The sequence below is a fragment of the Pantoea sp. GABEPS69 genome, assembly GCF_045780835.1.
Taxonomy (GTDB): domain Bacteria; phylum Pseudomonadota; class Gammaproteobacteria; order Enterobacterales; family Enterobacteriaceae; genus Pantoea; species Pantoea septica.
In genome coordinates this window covers 336,429-359,164 of record NZ_CP118619.1, presented here as the reverse complement: position 1 = coordinate 359,164, position 22,736 = coordinate 336,429, and the positions used below count along the sequence as shown (strand labels likewise).

At 59.8% G+C, this 22,736-nt stretch carries 20 protein-coding genes; 11 read left to right on the top strand and 9 right to left on the bottom strand.

Annotation, left to right across the window (positions count from 1 at the left end):
* Positions 1 to 37: 37 nt before the first annotated feature.
* Positions 38 to 1,135, top strand: coding sequence for a lactonase family protein (locus PVE98_RS21490; RefSeq protein ID WP_333620430.1), 1,098 nt, complete (start codon positions 38 to 40; stop codon positions 1,133 to 1,135).
* On the opposite strand, the gene PVE98_RS21485 is transcribed toward PVE98_RS21490, so the two are convergent.
* From PVE98_RS21485 to PVE98_RS21455, 7 genes are all read right to left on the bottom strand, one after another.
* The gene (locus PVE98_RS21485) at positions 1,122 to 2,060 is read right to left on the bottom strand and encodes a LysR substrate-binding domain-containing protein (protein WP_096074283.1); all 939 of its coding nucleotides are present in this window, start codon (positions 2,058 to 2,060) and stop codon (positions 1,122 to 1,124) included. The genes PVE98_RS21490 and PVE98_RS21485 overlap by 14 nt on opposite strands.
* 2 nt (positions 2,061 to 2,062) lie before the next feature.
* Positions 2,063 to 4,711, bottom strand: a complete 2,649-nt coding sequence (locus PVE98_RS21480) for an aconitate hydratase (RefSeq protein WP_096074284.1) — start codon at positions 4,709 to 4,711, stop codon at positions 2,063 to 2,065.
* 125 nt (positions 4,712 to 4,836) lie between these two features.
* Positions 4,837 to 5,520, bottom strand: a complete 684-nt coding sequence (locus tag PVE98_RS21475; RefSeq protein WP_096074285.1) for a transporter substrate-binding domain-containing protein — start codon at positions 5,518 to 5,520, stop codon at positions 4,837 to 4,839.
* Entirely contained in the window at positions 5,504 to 6,910 is a 1,407-nt protein-coding gene (locus PVE98_RS21470; RefSeq protein WP_127908356.1) for an MFS transporter, read from the bottom strand. The genes PVE98_RS21475 and PVE98_RS21470 overlap by 17 nt, the downstream gene beginning before the upstream one ends.
* 4 nt (positions 6,911 to 6,914) lie before the next feature.
* The gene (locus PVE98_RS21465) at positions 6,915 to 7,763 is read right to left on the bottom strand and encodes an amidohydrolase family protein (protein ID WP_227741448.1); all 849 of its coding nucleotides are present in this window, start codon (positions 7,761 to 7,763) and stop codon (positions 6,915 to 6,917) included.
* Between the two features lie 61 nt (positions 7,764 to 7,824).
* Entirely contained in the window at positions 7,825 to 8,478 is a 654-nt protein-coding gene (locus PVE98_RS21460) for an arylsulfatase (protein ID WP_096074288.1), read from the bottom strand.
* A gap of 53 nt (positions 8,479 to 8,531) precedes the next feature.
* Complete coding sequence (locus PVE98_RS21455; RefSeq protein WP_096074289.1) at positions 8,532 to 9,602, bottom strand: isocitrate/isopropylmalate dehydrogenase family protein; 1,071 nt, start codon at positions 9,600 to 9,602, stop codon at positions 8,532 to 8,534.
* 322 nt (positions 9,603 to 9,924) lie between these two features.
* Between PVE98_RS21455 and otnK the strand changes: the two genes are divergently transcribed.
* From otnK to PVE98_RS21420, 7 genes are all read left to right on the top strand, one after another.
* Complete coding sequence (otnK, locus tag PVE98_RS21450) at positions 9,925 to 11,184, top strand: 3-oxo-tetronate kinase (protein WP_033748811.1); 1,260 nt, start codon at positions 9,925 to 9,927, stop codon at positions 11,182 to 11,184.
* Positions 11,177 to 11,815, top strand: coding sequence for an aldolase (locus PVE98_RS21445; protein WP_033748810.1), 639 nt, complete (start codon positions 11,177 to 11,179; stop codon positions 11,813 to 11,815). Before otnK ends, PVE98_RS21445 begins: the two co-directional genes overlap by 8 nt.
* 75 nt (positions 11,816 to 11,890) lie before the next feature.
* Positions 11,891 to 13,192 carry an SLC13 family permease gene (locus PVE98_RS21440; RefSeq protein ID WP_033748809.1) on the top strand — a complete coding sequence of 434 codons (1,302 nt, stop codon included), beginning with the start codon at positions 11,891 to 11,893 and terminating at the stop codon, positions 13,190 to 13,192.
* A 4-nt stretch (positions 13,193 to 13,196) separates the two neighbouring features.
* The gene (locus PVE98_RS21435; RefSeq protein WP_096074290.1) at positions 13,197 to 13,937 is read left to right on the top strand and encodes a DeoR/GlpR family DNA-binding transcription regulator; all 741 of its coding nucleotides are present in this window, start codon (positions 13,197 to 13,199) and stop codon (positions 13,935 to 13,937) included.
* Between the two features lie 29 nt (positions 13,938 to 13,966).
* Positions 13,967 to 14,404 carry a cupin domain-containing protein gene (locus PVE98_RS21430; RefSeq protein ID WP_033748804.1) on the top strand — a complete coding sequence of 146 codons (438 nt, stop codon included), beginning with the start codon at positions 13,967 to 13,969 and terminating at the stop codon, positions 14,402 to 14,404.
* A complete protein-coding gene (locus PVE98_RS21425) occupies positions 14,397 to 14,588 on the top strand; it encodes a tautomerase family protein (protein WP_033748802.1) in 192 nt (63 codons plus the stop codon). Before PVE98_RS21430 ends, PVE98_RS21425 begins: the two co-directional genes overlap by 8 nt.
* Before the next feature lie 117 nt (positions 14,589 to 14,705).
* Positions 14,706 to 15,290 (top strand): DJ-1/PfpI family protein, encoded by a 585-nt coding sequence (locus PVE98_RS21420; protein ID WP_333620428.1) that lies wholly within the window; start codon positions 14,706 to 14,708, stop codon positions 15,288 to 15,290.
* A 32-nt stretch (positions 15,291 to 15,322) separates the two neighbouring features.
* Here the strand turns inward: PVE98_RS21420 and PVE98_RS21415 are convergent, their stop codons facing one another.
* Positions 15,323 to 17,350: a choline transporter gene (locus PVE98_RS21415; RefSeq protein ID WP_033748797.1), complete on the bottom strand. Its 2,028-nt coding sequence runs from the start codon at positions 17,348 to 17,350 to the stop codon at positions 15,323 to 15,325.
* Between the two features lie 230 nt (positions 17,351 to 17,580).
* Here PVE98_RS21415 and betI point away from each other — a divergent pair, with 230 nt between their 5' ends.
* The 3 genes from betI to betA are packed head-to-tail and all read left to right on the top strand — an operon-like array spanning position 17,581 to position 21,369.
* On the top strand, positions 17,581 to 18,177 hold the full coding sequence (gene betI / locus PVE98_RS21410; RefSeq protein WP_333620427.1) for a transcriptional regulator BetI: 597 nt from the start codon (positions 17,581 to 17,583) through the stop codon (positions 18,175 to 18,177).
* 12 nt (positions 18,178 to 18,189) lie between these two features.
* Complete coding sequence (gene betB, locus PVE98_RS21405; RefSeq protein ID WP_313621279.1) at positions 18,190 to 19,662, top strand: betaine-aldehyde dehydrogenase; 1,473 nt, start codon at positions 18,190 to 18,192, stop codon at positions 19,660 to 19,662.
* 27 nt (positions 19,663 to 19,689) lie between these two features.
* Positions 19,690 to 21,369: a choline dehydrogenase gene (gene betA, locus PVE98_RS21400; RefSeq protein WP_096074293.1), complete on the top strand. Its 1,680-nt coding sequence runs from the start codon at positions 19,690 to 19,692 to the stop codon at positions 21,367 to 21,369.
* Between the two features lie 33 nt (positions 21,370 to 21,402).
* Here the strand turns inward: betA and PVE98_RS21395 are convergent, their stop codons facing one another.
* On the bottom strand, positions 21,403 to 22,731 hold the full coding sequence (locus PVE98_RS21395; protein ID WP_096074294.1) for an FAD-binding oxidoreductase: 1,329 nt from the start codon (positions 22,729 to 22,731) through the stop codon (positions 21,403 to 21,405).
* Between the last annotated feature and the right edge of the window lie 5 nt (positions 22,732 to 22,736).

Below are 22,736 nucleotides of genomic sequence, written 5' to 3'. Positions count from 1 at the left end.
TTATATTAATATAAATGCATAAATTTAGGGGGTTAGCATGATGTATGCCTATGTAGGTTGCCGCACATCCGCCTGGCGCGGCGCGCGCGGAAAAGGGATAGAGGTTTATCAGGTGCTGCCATCCGGTGAATGGCGGCTGATTCAGCGCGTCGAATCGGTGCAGGAGAACCCGTCATGGCTGACGCTGGATCCACTTCGCGATCGACTTTACGCGCTGCACGGCGACGGGGATGTGGTTGCGGTCTGGAAGCGCAATCAGGAGAGCGGCCTGCTGAGCCTGCTAACGCAACAGACCACGGGTCCGCGTCATGCACATCCCGATCTCGATCCGCAGCGGCGCAACAACCCGGTTGGCGCGGCGTTGACGCCTGATGGCCAACATCTGCTGATCGCCAACCACGAAGGGGGCAATATCGCAGCGCTCGCCATTGACGAACAGGGCCTACAGCCGCCTCACTCGCTGGCGCGCATTCCCGGCCACCCTGCCACGCCGGAAAGCCTCTCTCGACCGCATGAAATCGTCTTTGCGCCCAACAGCGATCTGTTCGCCGTGCCGATACAGGGACGTGCGGCGGGCAACGGCATTGATATGATCCGGCTTTATCGCTGGCATAAGGGTGAAGCGTGGCTGCTGGATGAAATCAGGCTCGCGCCTGGCAGCTGGCCGCGACACGTCGACTTTCATCCCAGCGGAAAATGGCTTTACTGCCTGAGCGAGCTGAGCAGCACGCTGACGGTACTGGAGGTGGATGCCCAGCGCGGCGCGCTAAGGCTAAAACAGACGCTGAGCGCGCTGCCGGAGGGCTATCTGACACGCAGCGACGCCAGCGAAATAGAGGTGCATCCCAGCGGCCGCTTTGTTTATGCAGCAAATCGCGGCCATGACAGCATCGGCGTGTTTGCGGTCGATTCACGCGACGGCACACTCAGCGTCATAGACTGGGTGGAATGCGGCGGCAAAACGCCCCGCTTCACCACGCTCTCGCCCGACGGACGCAGTTTCTTCAGCGCCAACGAGGAGTCCGATACCATTCAGGCGTTCGACGTCGATCTGCAAACCGGGCGGCTGCACAAGCGTCAGCAGACGATTGTCACGCCCAGCCCCACCTGCATCTGCTTCGCTAGCGCAGATTAACCACGCTGTCTGACGACTCCTCTTCCTGACCGCCCCGCCTGTTGGCGGCGGTCAGGCTTTCAATCAGGGTTTTTACCGACGGCGACGCCAGCGCGTGCGCCTTGACGCCTACCAGCAACTCCCGCCTCGCCCAGGGTTCAGCCAGCGGAATGGCGCGCACGCCGCTGTGCAGCGACGCAGGCGCGATCTCGTTGACTGGCAGGATAGCGATGCCGAGCTGCTGGCTGACCAGCTCTGCCATCGAAATAAAGCTGCTGACGCGCAGCCCGATGCTGAGCGTTCGTCCCAGCCTGCGCGCCTCGCGTGCCAGAATATGGCTCACGGCACTGTCGCGGTGCGGCCCCACTATTTTCTCATCCAGCAGATCGGCCAGCTGCAGTGACTTACGCGACGCGAGCGGATGATCGTGCCACACCAGCACGGAGAGCTGATCCTGCTGCCACGGCCAGACGTCGATGCCGGAGGCGGTGGTCCAGCTGGAGAAAATGCCCAGATCGGCGTTGCCTTCCAGCAGCCCCTGCACCACGCCGACGCCGGTCTGCTCTTCAATATCGATATCGGTTTGCGGATAGTGCGTCAGAAACTGGCTGATGGCGCGCGGCAGGCAGTGCATCAGCGCCGCTGAAATGGTGAAGATGCGAATATGCCCGCGGATGCCGGCGGCGTAATCGCTCAGCTCCTCTTCCATCTGTTCCAGATTGCGAAAAATCTGGCGCGCGTGATAGAGCAGCGAATGGCCCGCTGGCGTCAGCTCGATGCCGCGCGGCAGGCGCAGCATCAGCTGGGTACCCACCTGCTGCTCCAGTTCGGCGATGCGTTTGCTCACCGCCGATACCGCCGTATGCTTGCGCCGTGCGGCGTGGGTCAGGTTTTGCGTTTCCGCCACGGCGACAAAAAGAGATAACGAAACCAGATCGTAACGCATGGTCAGCCTTTCAGGGTTTGCTGGATAACAAAGGGCAAAATACCGCCGTGCAGCAGATAAGCAAGCTCCTGCTGTGAGTCAATCACCGCCGTCAGCGCAAACTCGCCGAGCAGCCTGCTATCTCGACTGACGCGCAGTTGCAGCGGCGTGCTGCCGGGCTGTAAATGGTCCAGCCCGATAAAGTCCAGCGTTTCGCTGCCGTCCATTTCCGGCAGACGCGCCGCCTCGCCCGCGCAGAAGTGCAGCGGCAGGATCCCCATGCCAATCAGATTAGTGCGATGGATGCGCTCAAAGCTCTCCGCCACGACCGCCTTAACGCCCATCAGCGCCTGCGCTTTCGCCGCCCAGTCGCGGCTGGAGCCGGCACCGTAACGTTCGCCGGCGAACACCACCAGCGGCACGCCGCGCGCCAGCCAGCTCTGCGCCGCTTCATAAGCGGGCAGGATCTGCTGACGATCGGCATCCCAGGCGAACCCGCCACCGCCGCGTTTTTCCGGCGGCAGCAGCCGGTTCGCCAGCGCCTTGTTGGTGAAAGCGCCGCGCACCATCACCTCATGATTACTGCGGCGCGTCGAGTAGAGATTGAGATCCTGCGGATCCTCATGGTGTTCCAGCAGCCATTTTCCCGCCAGGCTAGTAGGCGGAATAGCGCCGGCCGGCGAGATATGGTCGGTGGTGACGTCGTCGCCGAACCACAGAAAAGGCCGCGCCCCGCGTAGCGTCAGCGGCGCGGCGGGATCGCGCGGCAGACGCTGCAGATAACCGGGACGACGCAGATAGGTCGAGCTCGCTTCCCACGGATAGTGCATGCTGCCCGGCGCAGCGATCTGCTGCCAGTGCGGTGTGCCCTGCCAGATAATCTCGCGGCGCTTGACGTAAAACTCCCGCTTGATGGCGCGCTCGACCCACTCTTCCACCTCTTCCCGCGTCGGCATCAGATCGCGCATGCGGAGCGGCCGCTGCTGCGCATCGTAGCCCAGCGCATCGTTCAGCATATCGTGCGAGATATGGCCCGCCAGCGCCCAGGCGATCACCAGCGCCGGGGAGCACAGGTAACCGTGACCCAGGCTGGGATTGACGCGACGCGGGAAGTTACGGTTGCCCGACAGCACGCAGACCGCCTGTAAACCTTCGTTCACCAGCGACTCCATAGCAGGCTGCAGCGCGCCGGAGCTGCCGATGCAGGTCATGCAGCCGTAGCCGGTCACGTCAAAGCCGATCTTCTCCAGCTCGCTCAGCAGACCGCAGGCGCTGAGATAGTCGGTGACGGCGCGCGATCCCGGCGAGAACGAAGTCTTCACCCAGGGTTTGGGCTTCAGGCCGTGACGCGCGGCGTTGCGCGCAAACAGCGCCGCCTGGATCACCAGCCAGGGATTGGCGGTGGTGGTGCAGCTGGTAATGGCGGCAATGGCGATAGCGCCCTGCTCAATCGTCTGCGGATAGGCCTGATGCTGCCATTGCCGCCCGCGCGCCTCCGCCGTCAGGCTCTCGCGAAAGCTGTCACCGGCGCGGCTCAGCGGGACCTGCTGATGCGGATTCACCGGCCCCGCCATACAGGGCTCGATGCTGCCCAAATCGAGCTCGATTAACTGGGTGAAGTCGGGCGTCGGCGTCTGCGGCGTGCGCCAGAGATGCTGCTGCTGCATATAGGCGTGAATGATCGCCTGCTTCTCTTCGCTGCGTCCGGTCATCTGCACGTAATCGGCGCTGCGATCGTCCCACGGGAAAAATACCACCGTGGCGCCATATTCCGGCGCCATATTAGCGATGGTGGCGCGCGACTCCAGCGGCAGCAGATGCAGCGACGGGCCGGTAAACTCGACGAACTTGCCGACCACGCCCTTGTCGCGCAGCAGCCTGGTGATATGCAGCGCCAGATCGCTGTCGCTGACGTCCGACGCCAGCTCGCCTGACAGCGAAATGCCGATGACCTCCGGAAAGCGCAGCGTGACCGGTTCGCCGACCAGCGTCGCCTGCCCTTCCAGTCCGCCGACGCCCCAGCCCAGAATGCCCAGCGCGTTGATCATCGGCGTATGGCTATCCGTCGCCACCATGCAGTCGGCGTGCAGCAGCGGCACCTCTTCCTGCGCATCCACCGTGACAATCTCTGCGATCGCTTCCAGGTTCATCAGGTGAATAATGCCGGTGCCTGGCGGGATCACGCGGAAGTTATCAAGGCTCTGCTCGGCCCAACGAATAAAGCGGTAGCGCTCGGCGTTGCGACGAAAGTCGAACTGCAGGTTCTGCTCCAGCGCGTCGGCGGAGGCGTAGCTTTCGACGATCACCGAGTGATCGATGGTCAGCACTGCCGGAATATGCGGATTGATGCGCTGCGGATCGCCGCCGAGTTCGGCGGTGAGATCGCGCATCGCGGCAAAGTCCGCCAGCGCTGGCAGGCAGGTGGTGTCGTGAAACATCAGGCGGTCGGGATAAAAGGCGACCTCTCCAGCCGCCTCTTCGCCCTGAAGCATGCGCAGAAAATGGGGCAGCGCCTGCGGCGAGCGCAGCGCGACGTTCTCCAGCAGAATGCGCAGGCTGAACGGCAGGCGCTGTAGCCGATCGAGCGGCAGCAGCCGGGTCAGATCGAGAAACTGAAAGGGGCGGCCATCAATGACCAGCGTTGATCGTTTCAGAGATAAGGGCGATGTCATACAAACCTTCCGCTATCACAGCATTGTTATGTTCTCAGATGGATAACGTGCCACGCCAGAAGGAAGTTGAAAATTGAACCTTGAATAAGAGAGCGTTCTCATAACGAGAACGCTCTGCGAGCGGCTCAGGCGTCAGCCAGATAGCGGTCAATGATGGACTGCAGGCTGTCGTCCTGCTGCCACTGCGTCAGCAGTTCCACGATCTTTTCATAGCGCGCCGGCTGCTGGCGCGGCACACAAATCGCCTGATTGATGGCGCCGAAGTTGTCCGGCAAAACGCGATAGCCCGCCTGTTCGCGGGCGACGCGGGTCAGCGGCTGGCGAATGCCGGCCGCCATATCCCCTTCTCCTCTCAGAAACGCATCGATTGCAGCTTGGGAAGAGTCGAGTCGGTTCAGCGTCGCGTGCTGCAGTTGGCGCGTCAGATGCAGATCGTAGGCGGCACCTTTACCGACGTTGATGACCACGCCCGGCCGATCCATCTGGTCAACGCTCCTCCAGCTGCTCTCTGCTTTCACCAGCACCGTCCCTTGAATTTGGATATAGGGCTGCGTAAAGCGCAGCACCTCTTCACGTTTGGGATCGACGGCAAGAAACGCGATATCCCAGCGGCTATTTTTCGCATCGTCCACCACTTTTCCTGCGGTGGGGTAAGTGACGAACCGCGGCTGAGTGCCTAGCGCGGTCGCTATTTTACGGGCGATCTCGACGGTAATGCCGCCGGGTGCGCCGTCTGGCAGGGTGTTGGCCAGAACGGCGTTGCCGAGATTAATGGCGAAACGGATTTCTGAATCAGCGGTGACTGACATGCGGTTCCTCCGGGAAGCGGTCGTTTGGATCCTGCTGGCTGGTCTCGAAGTTCAACCGCTGGATTTTACCGGCGACGAAGAGATAGCAGCAGAGGTTCAGGAAGGCGCAGACGCCGACGAAAATCAATGCGCCGTTAAAGGAGCCGGTGTCCTTAATAATGTAGGCGATGATAATCGGCGTGAAGATCCCGGAAATATTGCCAATCATATTAAACAGGCCGCCGCTCAGCCCTACCGCTTCTTTCGGTGAGAAGTCGGAGACCACGCACCAGCCCATCGCGCCGAATCCCTTGCCGAAAAAGGCCAGCGACATGATCGCCACGACAATCCACGCAGAGTCGACGTAGTTACAGACCACCATGCTGACGGCCAGCAGCATGCCGATCACGATTGGCGTTTTGCGTGCCGCCGACAGGCTATATCCGCGCTGCAGCATATAGTCAGAAAGCACGCCGCCCAGCAGCGCACCTGCGCAGCCGCACAGCGCGGGCAGCGAGGCGACAAAGCCCGCTTTTAGAATAGTCATACCGCGGTCATGCACCAGGTAGACCGGGAACCAGGTGAGGAAAAAGTAGGAGAGCACGGTGAAAAAGAACTGCCCCATATAGACGCCCAGCGCCAGACGGCTGGTCAGCAATTTTTTGGTGTAGCCTCTGCCGCTGACGTCTCCTTTTTTCGCGGTTTTAAGGTTGGTCAGGCCGCCGCCGGACTGGATATATTCCAGCTCAGCGTTGTTCACCAGCGGATGGACTTTCGGCGTGTCCGCCAGCACACGGCTCATCAGCAGCGATATCAGGATGCCGATGCCGCCCATGAACCAGAATACCGACTCCCAGCCGAAGGTATAGGAGAACCAGCCCATCAATGGCAGGAACACCACCAGCGCGAAGTATTGTGCGGCGGTGGTAAAGCCCGAGGCTTTACCACGTTCGCGCGCCGGAAACCAGGCGGCGAGAAAGCGCGAGTTAGCCGGCAGCGTCGGCGCCTCGATCAGCCCCATCATAAAGATAAAGCCAAACATCATGACGCGCGTCACCCAGACGCTGTCGAACGCGGTGCTAAATCCCACCAGGAAAACAAAAAACGACCAGGCGAAGACGCCGGTCACCAGCACCTTTTTCGAGCCAAAGCGGTCCAGCAGCCAGCCCCCGGGATATTGTCCCAGCACGTAAGCCCAGGTGAAGGTAGAGATCAAATAGCCCAGCGCGACAATATCGAGTCCGGCGGCTTTCACCATATCCGTTCCGGCGATAGAAAAAGTAGCGCGATCGCCGTGATTAAGCGCAATACTGAGGAACACCATCAGCAATATCATATAGCGATAGTGCGTTGGTTTATTTTTTCGTGGTGCAGAGTTTAAGGTATCCATTATTTCGGCCTTTTCTGGCATTCGATTAGTTAAATCGGTAAAGTTCAGCCGGGTTTGCCACAAATAACTTGTGCCGAACCTGTTCGTTACTTGCCCAGTGGAAAATTTTCGAAAGAATTAATGCGTCGTCTGGCATCTTTTTATTTGCGCTAATCAGGCTGGGGTGCGGCCAGTCGCTGCCCCACAACACGCGTTCTGTCGCTTCACTTAAAAAACTTTTTATAACGGCGGACATATCCGAGACGTCATCGCGCCGCGACTGGTGATACAGCCCGGAGAGCTTGACCCAGCAGCGTCCCTGATTGATGAGCTCCCACGCTAGCCGCCAGGCCGGATGCGCCATCGGTTCAGGCTGCGGCAGACGAAAAACATGGTCGATCACCACATTACCCGGCAGCTGCAGCAGAAGTTTGCGCAGCGACCAGAGCCGATCGGCGCAGGCGTGGATCTGCAAATGCCAGCCGCGCGCCGCCAGCCGATGCGCCAGCGGCAGCATCATCTCCGGCGTGGTGGCGCTGCCGGCGCCGAAGTTAAAGCGCACGCCGGTCACGCCCGCCTGCTCCAACGCGTCCAGTTCAGCCTTGCTGATCCGATCCGTCACCACCGCTTCGCCGCGCGCGCAGTTGCCCGCCTGCGCCAGGGCCGCCAGCAGACAGCGGTTATCGGTGCCGTAGGATGAGGGCTGCACCAGAACATGCCGCTGAAAACCCAGCCGTTTTTTCAAACGCGAATAGTCGTCAAGCGTCGCGTCCGGTAAATTACGCGTATCGTCCGGCGCATAGGGAAACCGATGGTCATAAATATGGTGATGACAGTCGCAGCTGTTTTCCGGCAACAGGCTGTCCGGCGAAGATGAAATATCGCTATATTTCACCTCCTCCTTAATAGAGTGGCTATTCACGGCTGGCCTTTATTATTGACGGTTAGAAAAGAGATTACGCCATCAGGCGTTTTAATTTCGCGACGGCGGCTTGCGCGCTGCTTAATACCGGACAGGCGGCGGCCGCTTTTATTTCCTCGAAGGCGACTTCCATCGAAAAATGGGCCAAAACGATGGCGTCAACGTGCGGGTTCTGGCGCGCAGCTTCGACCACCAGCCGGTTATGAAGCTCAACGTCGCCTGCGCTCAACGCGTCGCGCGCGCCAGCCACCACCTGCGTTCTCAGCGTGGCCTTCGAGCCCTGCGCGGCGGCGAGCTGGTAAAATTCCGCCTCCATGCTCGGCACGGCGGGCGCGAAAGTTGCCAGCATCAGAATGTCGTTGCCCTGCGCCAGCGCCGCTTCAAACATCGCTTCGTTGGGCTTCAGCACCGGTAGGGCATGGCGCTGCGCGCTGGCATCGATCGCCTCTCCCAGCGCCGAGCAGGTAAACAAGATCGCAGCGGCGTGCATCGACAATGCATAATCCACCAGCGCGTCGATACGCTGATAAAATTCCGGCGTCAGCGCCCCAACCTTGCCGCGATCGCCGCTCAGCGCGTCATCCAGTAGGTTGGCGATCTCCGCTTCCGGCCACTGCCGCTCGAAGGTGTCGTTGACCGGCGCCACCGCCAGCGGCGTGGCGTGGATCAACACAATGCGTTGGCTCATGATGTTCTCCATGAAAACAGGCTGCCGCCCGTGCAGCAGCCTGACGTCAGCCGTTACGCGCGAATGGCCGCAGCCACGCGCTCCGCAAAGGCTTTGGTGCCGCAGCTGCCGCCCAGGTCCGGCGTGCGCGATTCCGGGTTTTCCAGCACTTCGTCAATGGCGCGGTTAATTTCCTGCGCGGCCTTGAGGAAGGTCGGCTGGTTATGCTTTTCCGCATACCATGCCAGCATCATCGCCGCCGACAGGATCATCGACACCGGGTTGGCCTTATCCTGATTCTGGATATCCGGCGCAGAGCCGTGCTGAGCCTGCGCGCAGCAGTGGGTATCGCTGGCCATGATAGAGCCTGCCAGACCCAGGCTGCCTGACAGCTCGCTCGCCAGGTCGCTGATGATGTCGCCGTAGAAGTTAGTGGCAACCAGCACGTCAAAACGCTCCGGGTTACGCACCAGGTGCGCGGTCGAAGCATCAACCAGCAGGTCGTCCAGCTCCACTTCCGGGAACTCTTTAGCAACGTCGCGCACGGCTTCGAGGAAAAGACCGTCAGTCATATGGAAGCTGTTGGCCTTGTGGATCGCCGTGACTTTTTTACGACGCTGCATCGCCAGCTCAAACGCCTTGCGCGCGATGCGCTCAGAGCAGTGGCGGGTAATTTTACGGGTAGAAAGCGCCATATCCGGGCTCGGCATCACTTCGCCCCAGCCGCGCGACATATTGCGATCGGGATAGAAGCCTTCGGTCGCCTCACGCATGATTACCAGATCCATGGTCTTGCCCTCTTTCATATTCGAGGTCAGGAACGGGCGGGTACGCGCAGGACGCACGTTGGCGTAAAGATCCAGACCGATGCGGAAGCCGGCAGAGACGTTGCGTCCACCCTTCTCCGGCGCCGGATAGTCAGCGTGGGACTGGGTGCCGAGGATAATACCGTCATAGGTTTTGGCTTTTTCCAGCGATGACTGACGCAGGGTAGTACCGTGCAGCTCCAGGCTTTTGAAGCCGACATCCTCATAGTCAAACTCGAAACCCAGGCCATAGGCTTTGTCCAGTGAATTCAGCACGGTTACCGCAGCTGAGGTGATTTCGGGGCCGATGCCGTCACAAGGCAGAACCAGAATACGCATATACACTCCAATAGTAGGTCAGTTTTGATTGCATTTTTATATCAATAAATGCACTGATAGCACGGTGATGCAGATCACATTTATCACACAAAAAAATCACATTTGTTCAAGGCTGTTTGATTTCAGTCAGTTAGCGGCAAGAGAATCGCCAGCCGACATATCCCTCTATATCTCTATTCATTACCCTACTTACCGCAATCAGTAATCAACCAAGTGCTGGATTAATTTTGTGATCTTAACCACAAATTAACATTCACACACTTTGCATTTATAAATATATAAAAGCAGTATGTGCCCATTCATTGAGCACGAAGGAAAAAGTATGATCAGGTTAGGCGTTATCGCCGATGACTTTACCGGCGCAACGGATATCGCCAGCTTTATGGTGAACGCCGGCTGGAAAGTGGTGATGTTTAACGGCGTGCCCGAAGAGGCGTTCGCCTCTGAAGGCGTGGACGCGATCGTTATCGCGCTCAAGAGCCGCTCGATTGCGGTAGAGGACGCGGTGAGCCAGTCGCTGGCCGCATCCAACTGGCTCAAGGCGCAGAGCTGTCAGCGTCAGCTGTTTAAATACTGTTCGACGTTTGACTCCACTGCGCAGGGCAATATTGGACCAGTCACCGATGCGCTAATGAAAAACCTCCACGCTGACATGACGCTGGTGTGCCCGGCGGTACCGGATAACGGCCGCACCATCGTGCACGGCCATTTGTTCGTTAAAGGCGAGCTGCTTAACGAAAGCGGCATGCAACACCATCCGGTAACGCCAATGAAAGCGTCATCGCTGAAAAAGCTGATGGAGGCGCAGTCAACCGGCCTGTGCGGCAATATCACCCTCGATACGGTAAAAAATCATCCGGATCAGATTCAGGATCAGCTGACAGCGCTACAGCAGAGTCAGGCTCGCTATGTGATTTTCGACGTGCTCGATAACGCCGATCTGCTGACCGTGGCGCGCGCCACCGCCGCGTTTCCGCTGGTAACGGGTGCTGCCGGACTGGGCTACGCCATCGCGGCGGTTGACAGGCAGCAGCAGCAAGGTGCTGGCAGCGCCATGACCATCGATGCCGAGGGCTATAGCGTGGTGCTGTCGGGAAGCTGTTCGTCGATGACCCGCCAGCAGGTCGATTTCTACCAGCAGCGTGCCGCCTCGCTGGCGCTGGACGTCGAAAAAATCCTTCACGATGCGGCCTATTTGCCTGTCGTGGCGGAGTGGGTACGCCAGCACGCTGAGGACGCCCTCGCCCCGCTGGTCTACGCCACGCAGCCGCCGCAGGTCATCGCGCAGATCCAGCAGAAGTACGGTGCGGCGCGGGTGAGCGAAAAGATTGAAGGGTTTTTCGCCGCGCTGGCGCAGACGCTGAGCCAGCAGGGTTTTAACAAATTCATTGTGGCGGGCGGCGAAACCTCCGGCGCCGTCACGCAGGGACTGCATATTCGCGGCATGGTGATCGGCGACGCCGTCGCCCCTGGCGTGCCCTGGACGCAGGTTCTTGATGAACGAAAATGGGTGATCCTCAAATCCGGCAACTTTGGCAACAGCGATTTCTTCCTGAAAGCACAGGAGCCTTTCCATGAGTGAATATCAACTGCGCCAGGATCTGGTGCGCTACGCCCGCTCAATGTATCAACGCGGCTACAGCAGCGGCGGCGCGGGTAATATTAGCCTGAAGCTGCCAGACGGCAACGTGCTGGCAACGCCGACTAACTCCAGCTTCGGCGATCTTGACCCTGACACGCTGAGCAAAGTGACCATGACTGGCGAGCTGCTGGCGGGAGAGAAAGCGTCAAAGGAGATACTGATGCATCTGGCGATCTACCGCCAGCGCCCGCAGTGCGGCGGCATCGTGCATCTTCATTCTCCGTGGCTGACCGCGCTCTCCTGCCTGCCCGGGCTGGATTATGACAACGCGCTGCCGCCAATCACGCCTTACTATGTAATGCGCGTCGGCAAACTGCCGGTAATTCGCTACATTCGTCCCGGTTCGCCGGTAATAGCCGAAGAGGTGGAAAAACTCGCCGCTGAACATAATTCGATGCTGCTGGCTAATCACGGCCCCATTATTTCCGGCAAAGACATCCGTGAAGCGGTATTCAACGCCGAAGAGCTTGAAGAAACCGCCAGACTCTATTTTATGCTGAAGCCGTTTGGCATGAATTCGCTGACGCCGGAAAATGTCGCCGAATTAAATCACCTTTTTAATATGAAATAGCCACTGTCTTCGCGCCCGGGTGACCTTCGCCCGGGCTTTCTGTGCCCTGAAAATAAAAACAGAGTTAATAAGACCATGTCATTGATGCTGATTACCGGGATCGTCATGTTTATCGTGCTGACCTGGTGTTTACTGAAAAATAGTTTTCCGCCGGGCATTCTGTTTATTATCCTGCCGACGATTGCCGCGCTGATATGCGGATTTGGTTTTAGAGAGCTGGGCGATTATGTTGCGCAGGGGCTGAAGTCGGTGGTGGGCACCGCCACGCTGGTGGCTTTTAGCGCCATGTTCTTTACGCTGATGAAAGAAGCGGGCGTGTTTGACGTCATCGTCCGTTTTATTCTGCGCTTTGTCACCCCGTCAACCTTTTCCATCTTGCTAGCGACGCTGGTCATCGCCTCAGTCTGTAGCCTCGACGGCAACGCTTACGCCACCCTGTTGGTCACCGTGCCCGCGCTGCTGCCCATCTATGAGAAGATGAACATCAGCCGAAAAACGCTGCTGCTGCTGGTGACGGTCGGCGTCGGCGTCACCGGCATTACGCCCTGGGGCGGATCCCTGAACCGCGCCGTCGCGGTCACCCATCTCGATATTCTCGCCGTTTACTACCAGCTACTGCCGCTGCAGGGCGTGCTTTTTGTGCTGGGCGTCCTGCTTTGCGCCTGGATGGCGCGCGTCGAGAACCGCAGAGGATCGGGCATTTCGCCCGAAGCTTTTTATGAGATGCGCCAGGCGATGCTGAACCCGCCGGCCAATCCGCGTCCCTGGCTGCTGAAACTCAACTTTGCGTTGGTTATCGCGACCATTGTAACGCTGGTGGCGGGCTGGGTGGCGGGCAATTTCCTGTTTATGATCGCCTTTGCGCTGGCGGTGATGATTAATTATCCCGACGCCAAAAAAGCGCAGCAGAAAATCAAAGAGTATGCGATTACCATTTTCCCGGTTATCGTGATTTTTCTTACAATCGGCGTCTTTGTCGGCATACTGCAGAATACTGGCATTATCAAAGTGCTGGTCAGTGAACTGGCAGCGATATTTCCTGACAGCCTCGGCCCGTATCTCTATCTTATTCTGGCGGCCTTTAGCGTGCCAGTGGTGATTTTAATCGGCTCGGACGCCTTCTATTTCGCCCTGCTGCCGCTGGCGGTTGGTCTGGGACAGAGTTTTAACGTCTCGCCGCTGCACGTCACCATCGCTATGTTGATCACCGAACAGATTGGTTTGCTGCTGAGCCCGGTTATTCCGGCAACCCATCTCGGCCTGAGTCTGCTCAATCTACGCGTGGACGAGCATATTCGTCACTCCATGATCAAGGTCTGGATCCTGAGCGTTAGCGCGCTGCTGGCGGCGATGCTGCTGGGCATCGTGCCGGTATAACGCCATGATCCCGGCAGAACGACATCAACATATTCTCGACGCGCTGGCCGACGAATCCTGCCTTAGCCTTGCAGCGCTGGCGGATCGGCTGCGCGTTTCGGTGATGACCATTCGCCGGGACGTCGCCGAGCTTTCTGCCTCCGGTGCGCTGATCGCCGTGCGCGGCGGGGTCAAGTCAATCGCCTCCGTCGCGCGCAGCCGCGAGGGCGTGGCAGAGAGCCGTTCGCTGCTGCGCGCGGCGCTGAGCTATCTTAAAGAGAGTCGCGTTATTTTCCTCGATAGCGGCGCGCTGTGTCGCCAGCTGGCGCAGCAGATCCCCTGGACGGCGGAGATGACGGCGGTGACCAACGACTTCCTGATCGCGGGCGATATCCTGCGTGACACGCCCGCGCAGCTTTTTTTTATTGGCGGCGAACTCAGTCGCAGCGACCATAGCTGCTATAAGTCGCTGGCGCTGGAGTCGCTCGGCTCACTGAGCTTCGAGCTGCTTTATCTGTCGCCGATGAGCTGGAGCGAGCGCGGCGTCTGGCATCATGATGAGCATCGTCAGCGCTGGTATCGCGCGCTGGCTACGGCGTCGCGCCGCACGGTACTGCTGGCGGACAGCCGCCGCTACGATCAAAGCGGCCTGTTCAACCTCTATAGCCTCACTATCGCGGACGTGGTGATCACTAATTTTCCTGCGGCGGAAAGGATGCTTCAGGGACGCGTTGATCCGCTGAAGCTGCATCCGCTGCAAGACTGACTCAGGCTTACCCGACAAGGAGAGAACGCATGACGCATACCGCATCCGGTTCCCGGCTGCTCCACCCGGCCGATATTCAGCCACACGAGCGCGGCGGCGGCGCGCGCACTACGCCGCTGGTGACGGCGGGCATGGGCGCCAGCGCCTTCATTACCGGCTACACTGAGTTTGCCGGCGGCGCCAAAATCCCTTTTCACTTTCATAACTGTGAAGAGAGCGTGCTGCTGGTGGAGGGACATGCCATTTTCGATATCGACGGCGAAGCGTTCGATCTTCGGCCGCTGGATGTCACCTTTATTCCCGCAGGCGTGCCGCATCGGTTCAGAAATGCTTCCGCCACCGAGACGATGAAAATTATGTGGATTTATGGTTCACCGGAGGCTACCCGTACGCTGGTGGAAACCGGCGAAACGCGACCGATCGCGGCGGAGCACATTATCAAAGAAAGAGGAGAAAAGAATGCCTGAGATTGTGGTGTATGCGGTAGAAGGCCGCTCTGCCGAGCAGAAGAAAACCCTGATGGTGAAGATCACCGAGGCGGTGGTAGAGAGCTTCGGCGTAGAGCGCGATCGCGTGGTAGTGTCGATCGTCGAGACCAAAGCCAGCGATAAGGCGCGCGGCGGCGTGCTTTATAGCGAGCGCGGTAAATAGCGCATCTCGCTGCCCGATCTCTCCCTGTCGGCTGTCAATTACGGGCTAACCAGGATATAAATGAAACGCCGTTTTAATTTATATTCACAGTCCAGATGACAGATGCAAGGAGAGACGATGTCAAAGAAAGCTGCCCTACTGCTGGCGCCGGGCTTCGAAGAAGCGGAAGCCTTTATCACCTTCGATATTCTGAGCCGGCTGGGCGTCGTGGTAACTACCGTCGCCTGCCATCCGCACAATCAGGTTGTCAGCTATCACGGCGTGGTGACGCTGGCGGATCGTTTGCTGGAAGAGACCCAGCACGAGCTGTTCGATGCGGTCATTATTCCCGGTGGCCCGGAGGGCACGATGAATCTGGCCGCGAGCCCAGCGGTGAGCGCCTTTATCCGCCGCCACGACGAGGCGGAGAAGATCATTGCGCCTGTCTGCTCTGCGGCGGCGCGCGTGCTGGCGGGCAACGGTCTGCTGAAAGGACGCCGCTATACCTGCTCGGGAGAACTCTGGATGCACTACGAGGATGGCGAGTATGTGATGGCGGACGTGGTAGAGGATGGCAATCTGCTCAGCGGCAGAGGGCTGGGCGTCGCTTTTGACTTCGCGCTGCAGCTGGCGCTGCGGCTGACCGGCAAGGCGGGCGCGGCGGATTTCCAGGCGGAGCATATCTACTATGACCGCTGGCGCAGCGATCGGCTGGGCAACTAATAGCGGGCCAGCCTGGCTGGCCCGTTTCGATATTAGACGCTTGGGAAGGTAATATTGTTGCCCGGCGCCTCACGATGCAGATGGATAAAGTTCAGGTGACGCTCGTACTGATCGAGAATGTCGATAATCACCTGCTCTTTGCTGTAGTCCATCAGATCGTTGCCTTGGCTCCCCTCCAGCAGAAAGGTTTCCAGCCGGTAGTAGGTCGATTTGCCGCTGCGCGCGCGATAGGTAAAGCCCGGCACGGAATACTGCTGCGGCCACACCTGATAGACGAAATCCTGCTCTTCGCCCAGGTTGACGCGCAAATCGATATAGCCCAGTGCGCTCTCTTCCGCTTCCAGCCGCTCCAGGGTCACGCGACCGCCGCGCAGCTCCAGCTCTTTCGCCACTTCCTGCATCGCCGGAAAGATCACGCTCTCCATCATCTGCTGGGTATAGCGCGAGCCAGGGTAGTTCATCAGCCGCGACAAACGTTTTTTCCAGCTCAGCCGGTCATTGCTGGTCGCCAGATAGGGCGCGGTATCGCGGCTGGCGCTGGCGCGACGGTAATCTTCCACCTTCAGGGATTTATAGAGCCCCGCCATCACGAAGAAGATCACGAAGCTGAACGGCAGGCCCATAATCACCGTGGTGTTTTGCAGCGCGGAGATGCCGTTGGTCATCAGCATACTCAGCGTCAGCACGCCGATCGCCACCGACCAGAAGATGCGCAGCCAGTTTGGCGCGTCGCTGTTAATGTCCTTCAGCTTCGATGTGAAGTTGCCCAGCACCAGCGAGCCGGAATCCGCCGACGTCACGTAGAACAGCATACCGGTAATGGTCGCCACTGAAGCGCTCAGCTTAAAGGCGGGATACTGCTCCAGCAGCAGATAGAAGCCGCGTTCCGCATGCGCCATCACCTCCTGCGCAAAGCCGGTATTGCCGTGAATAATCTCGTAGAGCGCGGCGTTGCCGAACACCGACAGCCAGAGCAGCGTGAAGGTAAACGGAATAATCAGCGTGCCCAGCACGAACTCGCGAATGGTGCGGCCGCGCGAAATACGCGCCAGGAACAGACCGACGAACGGCGACCAGGCGACCCACCAGGCCCAGAAAAAGAGCGTCCAGCTGTTCATCCACTGCGTGGGACGATCAAAGGCGAAGGTATTGAGCGTCATGCCCATAAAGCGGTTGATATAGTCGCCGACGTTAAGCACCAGCGCGTTAAGCAGGAAATCGGTTTTGCCGAAAAAGAGCACGAACAGGATCAGGCCAAGCGCCAGCGCCACGTTCAGCTCGGAAAGAATACGAATGCCTTTGTCGACGCCGGAGGTCACCGAAATGGTGGCGATAACCACCGAGAGCACGATCAGCGCGGTCTGCGCCGCCAGCCCTTCAGGGATATCGAACAGTACGTTCAGTCCGTAGTTCAGCTGCACTACGCCGATGCCGAGCGTGGTGGCGATGCCGAAAATGGTGCCGACCACCGCCGCAATATCGACGGTATGGCCGATGGGGCCGTTAATGCGTTTACCAAAGATGGGATAGAGCGCCGAGCGGATGGTCAGCGGCAGGTTGTAGCGATAGCTGAAGTAGCCCAGCGCGATGCCCATCAGCGCATACATCGACCAGCCAGTCAGACCATAATGGAACAGCGTCCAGACCATCGCCTGCCGCGCCGCTTCCAGCGTCTGCCCCGCGCCTTCCGGCGGCTGCATATACTGCGTGACCGGCTCCGCCACCGAGAAAAACATCAGGTCGATGCCGATACCGGCGGCGAACAGCATTGCCGACCAGCTCAGCAGGCTGAACTCCGGCTTGGACTGCTCCGGTCCAAGCTTAATCGCGCCAAAGCGCGAACAGGCCATAAACAGCACAAATACGATGTAAAGCGTCGCGGCCAGCATGTAATACCAGCCGAACGTAGACGATACCCAGTTCACTGCCGCCTGAATCCATGCCGCAGCCTGATCGCTGTAGAGTATCGTCACCAGTGAAAATGTCAGAATCAGTCCGGCCGAGGCGTAGAACACCACGGGATTGATTCTGTCCTTTTCACTTGCAGGTGGATTAATCATCAGTTACCTCTGGTTTATAATAAATTCAACAGGTTATATTGTCCTCCGCGTGTAAACGCGTCTCCTTTATTCTTCTCCTCCTGACCTTTAAGCGTAGCGGTAAAGCGATGAGTTGTACGCTGCGCTTTGCAACAATCAAGGCACAGTATCCTAACAACTTTCTTTTTTATATTGAACGTTCAATCAATAAAAGTTCTAATAGTGGACTTGTTTAGGGCGGAGCGCTTGTCATGCCAAAAGTAGGAATGCAGCCGATACGACGTCGGCAGCTGATTGATGCCACTCTGGAAACCATTAACGAAGTCGGGATCAACGACGCCACCATCGCGCAGATTGCGCGGCGCGCGGGCGTCTCGACCGGCATCATCAGCCACTACTTCAAAGACAAGAACGGCCTGCTGGAAGCCACCATGCGCGACGTGACGCGGCAGCTGCGCGACGCAGTGGCGGTCAGGCTCCGGCCGTTAGCCGGCGGCAGCACCGAAGCGCGCCTCTGCGCCATCGTCGAAGGCAACTTCGACGAAAGCCAGCTGCATAAGGCGGCGATGAAGGCGTGGCTCGACTTCTGGTCGAGCAGCATGCATCAGCCTCAGCTCAACCGGCTGGAGCGCGTCAGCAGCAGCCGCCTCTTCTCGTCGCTGGCCGCAGAGTTCCGTCGCGAGCTGCCGCGCGAGGCGGCGCGCACCGCCGCTTATGGGCTGGCGGCGCTGATCGACGGCCTCTGGCTGCGCGCGGCGCTGGGCGGCAAGCCCTTTGATTTTCAGCTGGCTCGCTCGCTGACGACCCAGTTCATTCGCCAGCAGTTAGCTGGCAACACCCATTCCTGATAAGGAGGAACCATGTCCCGATTCGCAGAGCAGCACCTCTATATTGATGGCGCTTACGTCCCGGCAGCGGCTGGCGACACCTTTGACACCATCAATCCCGCCAACGGCGAAGTGCTGGCGAAGGTGCATGAGGCTGGCCGCGACGACGTCGACCGCGCCGTAGCCGCCGCGCGCAAAGGCCAGAAGGTCTGGGCGGCGATGACCGCGATGCAGCGCTCGCGCATTCTGCGTCGCGCGGTGGATATCCTGCGCGAGCGCAACGACGAGCTGGCCGCGCTGGAGACCCTGGACACCGGCAAGCCGCTGAGCGAAACCGCCAGCGTGGATATCGTTACCGGCGCGGATGTGCTGGAGTACTACGCGGGCCTGGTCCCGTCGCTGGAGGGCCAGCAGATCCCGCTGCGCGATACGGCTTTCGTCTATACGCGTCGCGAACCGCTCGGCGTGGTGGCGGGTATCGGCGCGTGGAACTACCCGATTCAGATCGCCCTGTGGAAATCCGCGCCGGCGCTGGCAGCCGGCAACGCAATGATCTTTAAGCCGAGCGAAGTGACTCCGCTTACCGCCCTGAAGCTGGCGGAAATCTACAGCGAAGCGGGCGTGCCGGACGGCGTGTTCAACGTGCTGCCGGGCAGCGGCGCGGTGACCGGTCAGCTGCTCACCGAGCATCCCGGCATCGATAAAGTCTCTTTCACCGGCGGCGTCGCCAGCGGCAAAAAAGTGATGGCTAACGCAGCGGGATCGACCCTGAAAGAGGTCACCATGGAGCTGGGCGGCAAGTCGCCGCTGATAGTCTTCGACGATGCGGATCTCGATCTCGCCGCCGATATCGCCATGATGGCCAATTTCTATAGTTCCGGACAGGTCTGCACCAACGGCACGCGCGTCTTTGTTCCAGCCAGCCTGAAAGCGGCGTTTGAAGAGAAAATTTTGGCGCGCGTCGCCCGCATTCGCGCCGGCGACCTCAACGATCCCGCGACGAACTTCGGCCCGCTGGTGAGCTTTGGTCATCGCGACAACGTGATGCGCTACATCGAGCGCGGCGTTGTAGAAGGCGCGCGCCTGCTGTGCGGCGGCAAGCGGATGACGGGCGCAGGCTTTGACGCCGGCGCCTGGGTCGAACCTACCGTCTTTACCGACTGCAGCGATGAGATGACCATCGTGCGCGAAGAGATCTTCGGACCGGTGATGTCGATTTTGACCTATCAGAGCGAAGAGGAAGTGGTGCGTCGCGCCAACGCCACCGAGTACGGCCTGGCGGCAGGTCTGGTCACGCAGGATCTCAATCGCGCGCACCGCGTTATTCACCAGATTGAAGCGGGTATCTGCTGGATCAACACCTGGGGCGAATCCGCCGCAGAGATGCCGGTCGGCGGCTATAAGCACTCCGGCGTCGGCCGCGAGAACGGCCTGATGACTCTGCAGAATTACACCCAGGTGAAATCCGTGCAGGTCGAGCTGGACCGTTTTCAGTCTGTATTTTGATTAATGAAGAAACCTGAGGAGCGACTAATGGAATTTGATTACATCATTATCGGAGCCGGATCCGCAGGGAACGTTTTGGCTGCCCGACTGACCGAAGATAGCGACGTCAACGTTCTGCTGCTGGAAGCGGGCGGCCCAGATTACCGTATAGATTTTCGCACGCAGATGCCTGCGGCGCTTGCCTTTCCTTTGCAGGGAAAACGCTACAACTGGGCTTACGAGACCGAGCCGGAACCGCATATGAACAATCGCCGCATGGAGTGCGGACGCGGCAAAGGCCTGGGCGGCTCATCGCTGATCAACGGCATGTGCTACATCCGCGCCAACGCGATGGATCTCGACGGCTGGGCGGAAGCGCCGGGGCTGGAGTCCTGGCGCTATCAGAACTGTCTGCCCTACTACCGCAAAGCGGAAACGCGCGATATCGGGCCGAATGATTATCACGGCGGCGACGGTCCGGTCTGCGTGGCGACGCCGAAGGCGGGCAACAACCCGCTGTTCGCCGCGATGATCGACGCGGGCGTCGAGGCGGGCTATCCGCGCACCGAGGATCTCAACGGCTATCAGCAGGAGGGCTTCGGCCCGATGGATCGTACCGTGACGCCGCAGGGGCGCCGCTCCAGCACCGCGCGCGGCTACCTCGATCAGGCGAAAAACCGCCCGAACCTGAAGATCGTTACCCATGCGACCACCGATCGCATCCTGTTCGACGGCAAGCGCGCCGTCGGCGTGCAGTATCTGCTGGGCGCGAGCAATACCTCGCACAAGGTGCATGCGCGGCGCGAGGTGCTGCTCTGCGCGGGCGCCATCGCCTCGCCGCAGATTTTGCAGCGCTCCGGCGTCGGCGCCGCCAGCCTGCTGAAGTCGTTCGATATTCCCGTGGTACACGATCTGCCCGGCGTCGGCGAGAACCTTCAGGACCACCTGGAGATGTATCTGCAGTACGAGTGCAAAGAGCCGGTATCGCTCTACCCTGCGCTGAAGTGGTGGAACCAGCCGAAAATCGGCGCGGAGTGGATGTTCAACGGCACCGGCATCGGCGCCAGCAACCACTTCGAAGCGGGCGGCTTTATCCGCAGCCGTGAAGAGTTCGCCTGGCCGAATATTCAGTATCACTTCCTGCCGGTGGCGATTAACTACAACGGATCGAACGCGGTCAACGCGCACGGCTTCCAGTGTCATGTCGGCTCAATGCGTTCGCCGAGCCGCGGCCATGTGCGCATTAAGTCGCGCGATCCGCGCCGCCATCCCGCAATCCTGTTCAACTATATGGCAAGCGAGCAGGACTGGCATGAGTTCCGCGACGCGATACGTATCACGCGCCAGATTATTAACCAGCCGGCGCTGGACAAGTTCCGCGGACGCGAAATCAGTCCCGGCGTAGAGTGCGAGACCGACGAGCAGCTGGATGAGTTCGTGCGCAACCACGCGGAGACGGCCTACCATCCTTGCGGCACCTGCAAAATGGGCAGCGATGAGATGGCGGTGGTGGATGGCGAAGGCCGCGTACGTGGCATGCAGGGGCTGCGCGTCGTCGATGCGTCGATTATGCCGCTGATCATCACCGGCAACCTGAATGCGACCACCATTATGATCGGCGAAAAAATCGCCGATAACATTCGTGGTCGCCAGCCGCTTCCCGCCTCGACGGCAAGCTACTTTGTCGCTGGCGAGACGCCGGTACGCGGCGAACCGCGACGCGCGTAACGCGCTTAAGCCCGCTTCGGCGGGCTTTTGCCGTTACATCATCTGCGGCTCGCGGATGGCATTGCCTTTGTCGAAACGCGTCAGGCGGTACGGCGCGATATCGGTAAAGAGCTGCCGATTTGTCATCAGCTGCGCGCAGAGCAGGCCCGCGCCAGGGCCGATGCCGAAACCATGCCCGCTGAAGCCTGAGGCGATAAACAGACCGGGCACGCGCGGCATCTCATCGATAACCGGCACCAGATCCGGCGTGGTATCAATCCAGCCGCCCCAGGCGTGATCGATTTTAATTCCTTCCAGCGCAGGAAACGCCCTCACCAGAATACCCAGCGCTTCATTAAGAATCTGCCGATCGGGCTCAGGATCCAGTACGCGAATCTTCTCGAACGGCGACACCGCGTCATTCGACCAGCGCCCCGCCGCCTCCGGCCCGTTAAAAAATGAGCCGTTCAGCCGGAGCTTGAGCTTTTTGGCGATCTTGCTGCGGTACATAGGGTAGAACTTCGTCGCATAGCGGATATTCTGCGGCGCGAGATCGAGCTGGCCGCGGCCAGGGATCGCCACGGTGTAGCTGCCGTCCAGCCGGCGGCGGATACAGAGCTCCGGCATGCTAAGACAGCCCTGAATTACCTCCGGCGCCGCCGTAGTTTTAAACGCGGTGCCGAGAATATTGGCGCTGGGCAGATCGATGCCGTACTGCTTGCAGAAGCGCGAGCTCCATGCGCCGCCGCAGCAGATCACCTGGCTGGCGCGCACGCGGCCGCGCTCGGTCCAGACGCCGGAGACGCGGCCCGCGCTAATATCCAGCCCGCGCACCGCGCAGCGTTGATGAACGGAGGCGCCCAGCTTTTGCGCGCCGACGGCGATAGCAGGCGCCGCCAGCGACGGCTCGGCGCGCCCGTCGGTCGGCGACCAGATGCCGCCAACCCAGCGCGCCTGGTCGCCCAGCCGCTCATGCGCTTCTTTCGGCGACAGCAGATGGCTGACGAAACCGAGCTGCTTCGCCTGTTTGCCCCACTTTTCCCAGCGCGCCACGTCTGCTTCGTTTTGCGTGCCGTAAAGGATGCCGCTGCGGCGAAAGCCGAGATCCAGGCCGATTTCGCCTCCCAGCTCCTCCCATCTCTGCAGGCTGCGCATCGCCAGCGGCAGCTCGTAGAGGTCGCGGTTCTGCTGCCGCACCCAGCCCCAGTTGCGCCCGGACTGCTCGCCGCCAATCACGCCTTTCTCGAACAGCGCCACCGCAACGCCCTGCTTCGCCAGCTCGTAGGCGACGGAAGTGCCGATAATGCCGCCGCCGATCACCACCACATCGACCTGCTCGGGAAATGTCGGGCTGTCTGTCACAGCATTGATTTTTATGCGCATAGAGA

What these genes read in the sequence shown, in the direction of transcription:
- PVE98_RS21420 (WP_333620428.1), top strand. Translation starts at nt 14,706, where the DNA reads ATGTCAAAGAAAGCTGCCCTACTGCTGGCGCCGGGCTTCGAAGAAGCG.
- PVE98_RS21470 (WP_127908356.1), bottom strand. Translation starts at nt 6,910, where the DNA reads ATGCCAGAAAAGGCCGAAATAATGGATACCTTAAACTCTGCACCACGA.
- PVE98_RS21435 (WP_096074290.1), top strand. Translation starts at nt 13,197, where the DNA reads ATGATCCCGGCAGAACGACATCAACATATTCTCGACGCGCTGGCCGAC.
- PVE98_RS21480 (WP_096074284.1), bottom strand. Translation starts at nt 4,711, where the DNA reads ATGACATCGCCCTTATCTCTGAAACGATCAACGCTGGTCATTGATGGC.
- PVE98_RS21455 (WP_096074289.1), bottom strand. Translation starts at nt 9,602, where the DNA reads ATGCGTATTCTGGTTCTGCCTTGTGACGGCATCGGCCCCGAAATCACC.
- PVE98_RS21475 (WP_096074285.1), bottom strand. Translation starts at nt 5,520, where the DNA reads ATGTCAGTCACCGCTGATTCAGAAATCCGTTTCGCCATTAATCTCGGC.
- PVE98_RS21460 (WP_096074288.1), bottom strand. Translation starts at nt 8,478, where the DNA reads ATGAGCCAACGCATTGTGTTGATCCACGCCACGCCGCTGGCGGTGGCG.
- PVE98_RS21490 (WP_333620430.1), top strand. Translation starts at nt 38, where the DNA reads ATGATGTATGCCTATGTAGGTTGCCGCACATCCGCCTGGCGCGGCGCG.
- PVE98_RS21395 (WP_096074294.1), bottom strand. Translation starts at nt 22,731, where the DNA reads ATGCGCATAAAAATCAATGCTGTGACAGACAGCCCGACATTTCCCGAG.
- PVE98_RS21425 (WP_033748802.1), top strand. Translation starts at nt 14,397, where the DNA reads ATGCCTGAGATTGTGGTGTATGCGGTAGAAGGCCGCTCTGCCGAGCAG.
- PVE98_RS21485 (WP_096074283.1), bottom strand. Translation starts at nt 2,060, where the DNA reads ATGCGTTACGATCTGGTTTCGTTATCTCTTTTTGTCGCCGTGGCGGAA.
- otnK (WP_033748811.1), top strand. Translation starts at nt 9,925, where the DNA reads ATGATCAGGTTAGGCGTTATCGCCGATGACTTTACCGGCGCAACGGAT.
- PVE98_RS21440 (WP_033748809.1), top strand. Translation starts at nt 11,891, where the DNA reads ATGTCATTGATGCTGATTACCGGGATCGTCATGTTTATCGTGCTGACC.
- PVE98_RS21430 (WP_033748804.1), top strand. Translation starts at nt 13,967, where the DNA reads ATGACGCATACCGCATCCGGTTCCCGGCTGCTCCACCCGGCCGATATT.
- betA (WP_096074293.1), top strand. Translation starts at nt 19,690, where the DNA reads ATGGAATTTGATTACATCATTATCGGAGCCGGATCCGCAGGGAACGTT.
- betI (WP_333620427.1), top strand. Translation starts at nt 17,581, where the DNA reads ATGCCAAAAGTAGGAATGCAGCCGATACGACGTCGGCAGCTGATTGAT.
- PVE98_RS21445 (WP_033748810.1), top strand. Translation starts at nt 11,177, where the DNA reads ATGAGTGAATATCAACTGCGCCAGGATCTGGTGCGCTACGCCCGCTCA.
- PVE98_RS21415 (WP_033748797.1), bottom strand. Translation starts at nt 17,350, where the DNA reads ATGATTAATCCACCTGCAAGTGAAAAGGACAGAATCAATCCCGTGGTG.
- betB (WP_313621279.1), top strand. Translation starts at nt 18,190, where the DNA reads ATGTCCCGATTCGCAGAGCAGCACCTCTATATTGATGGCGCTTACGTC.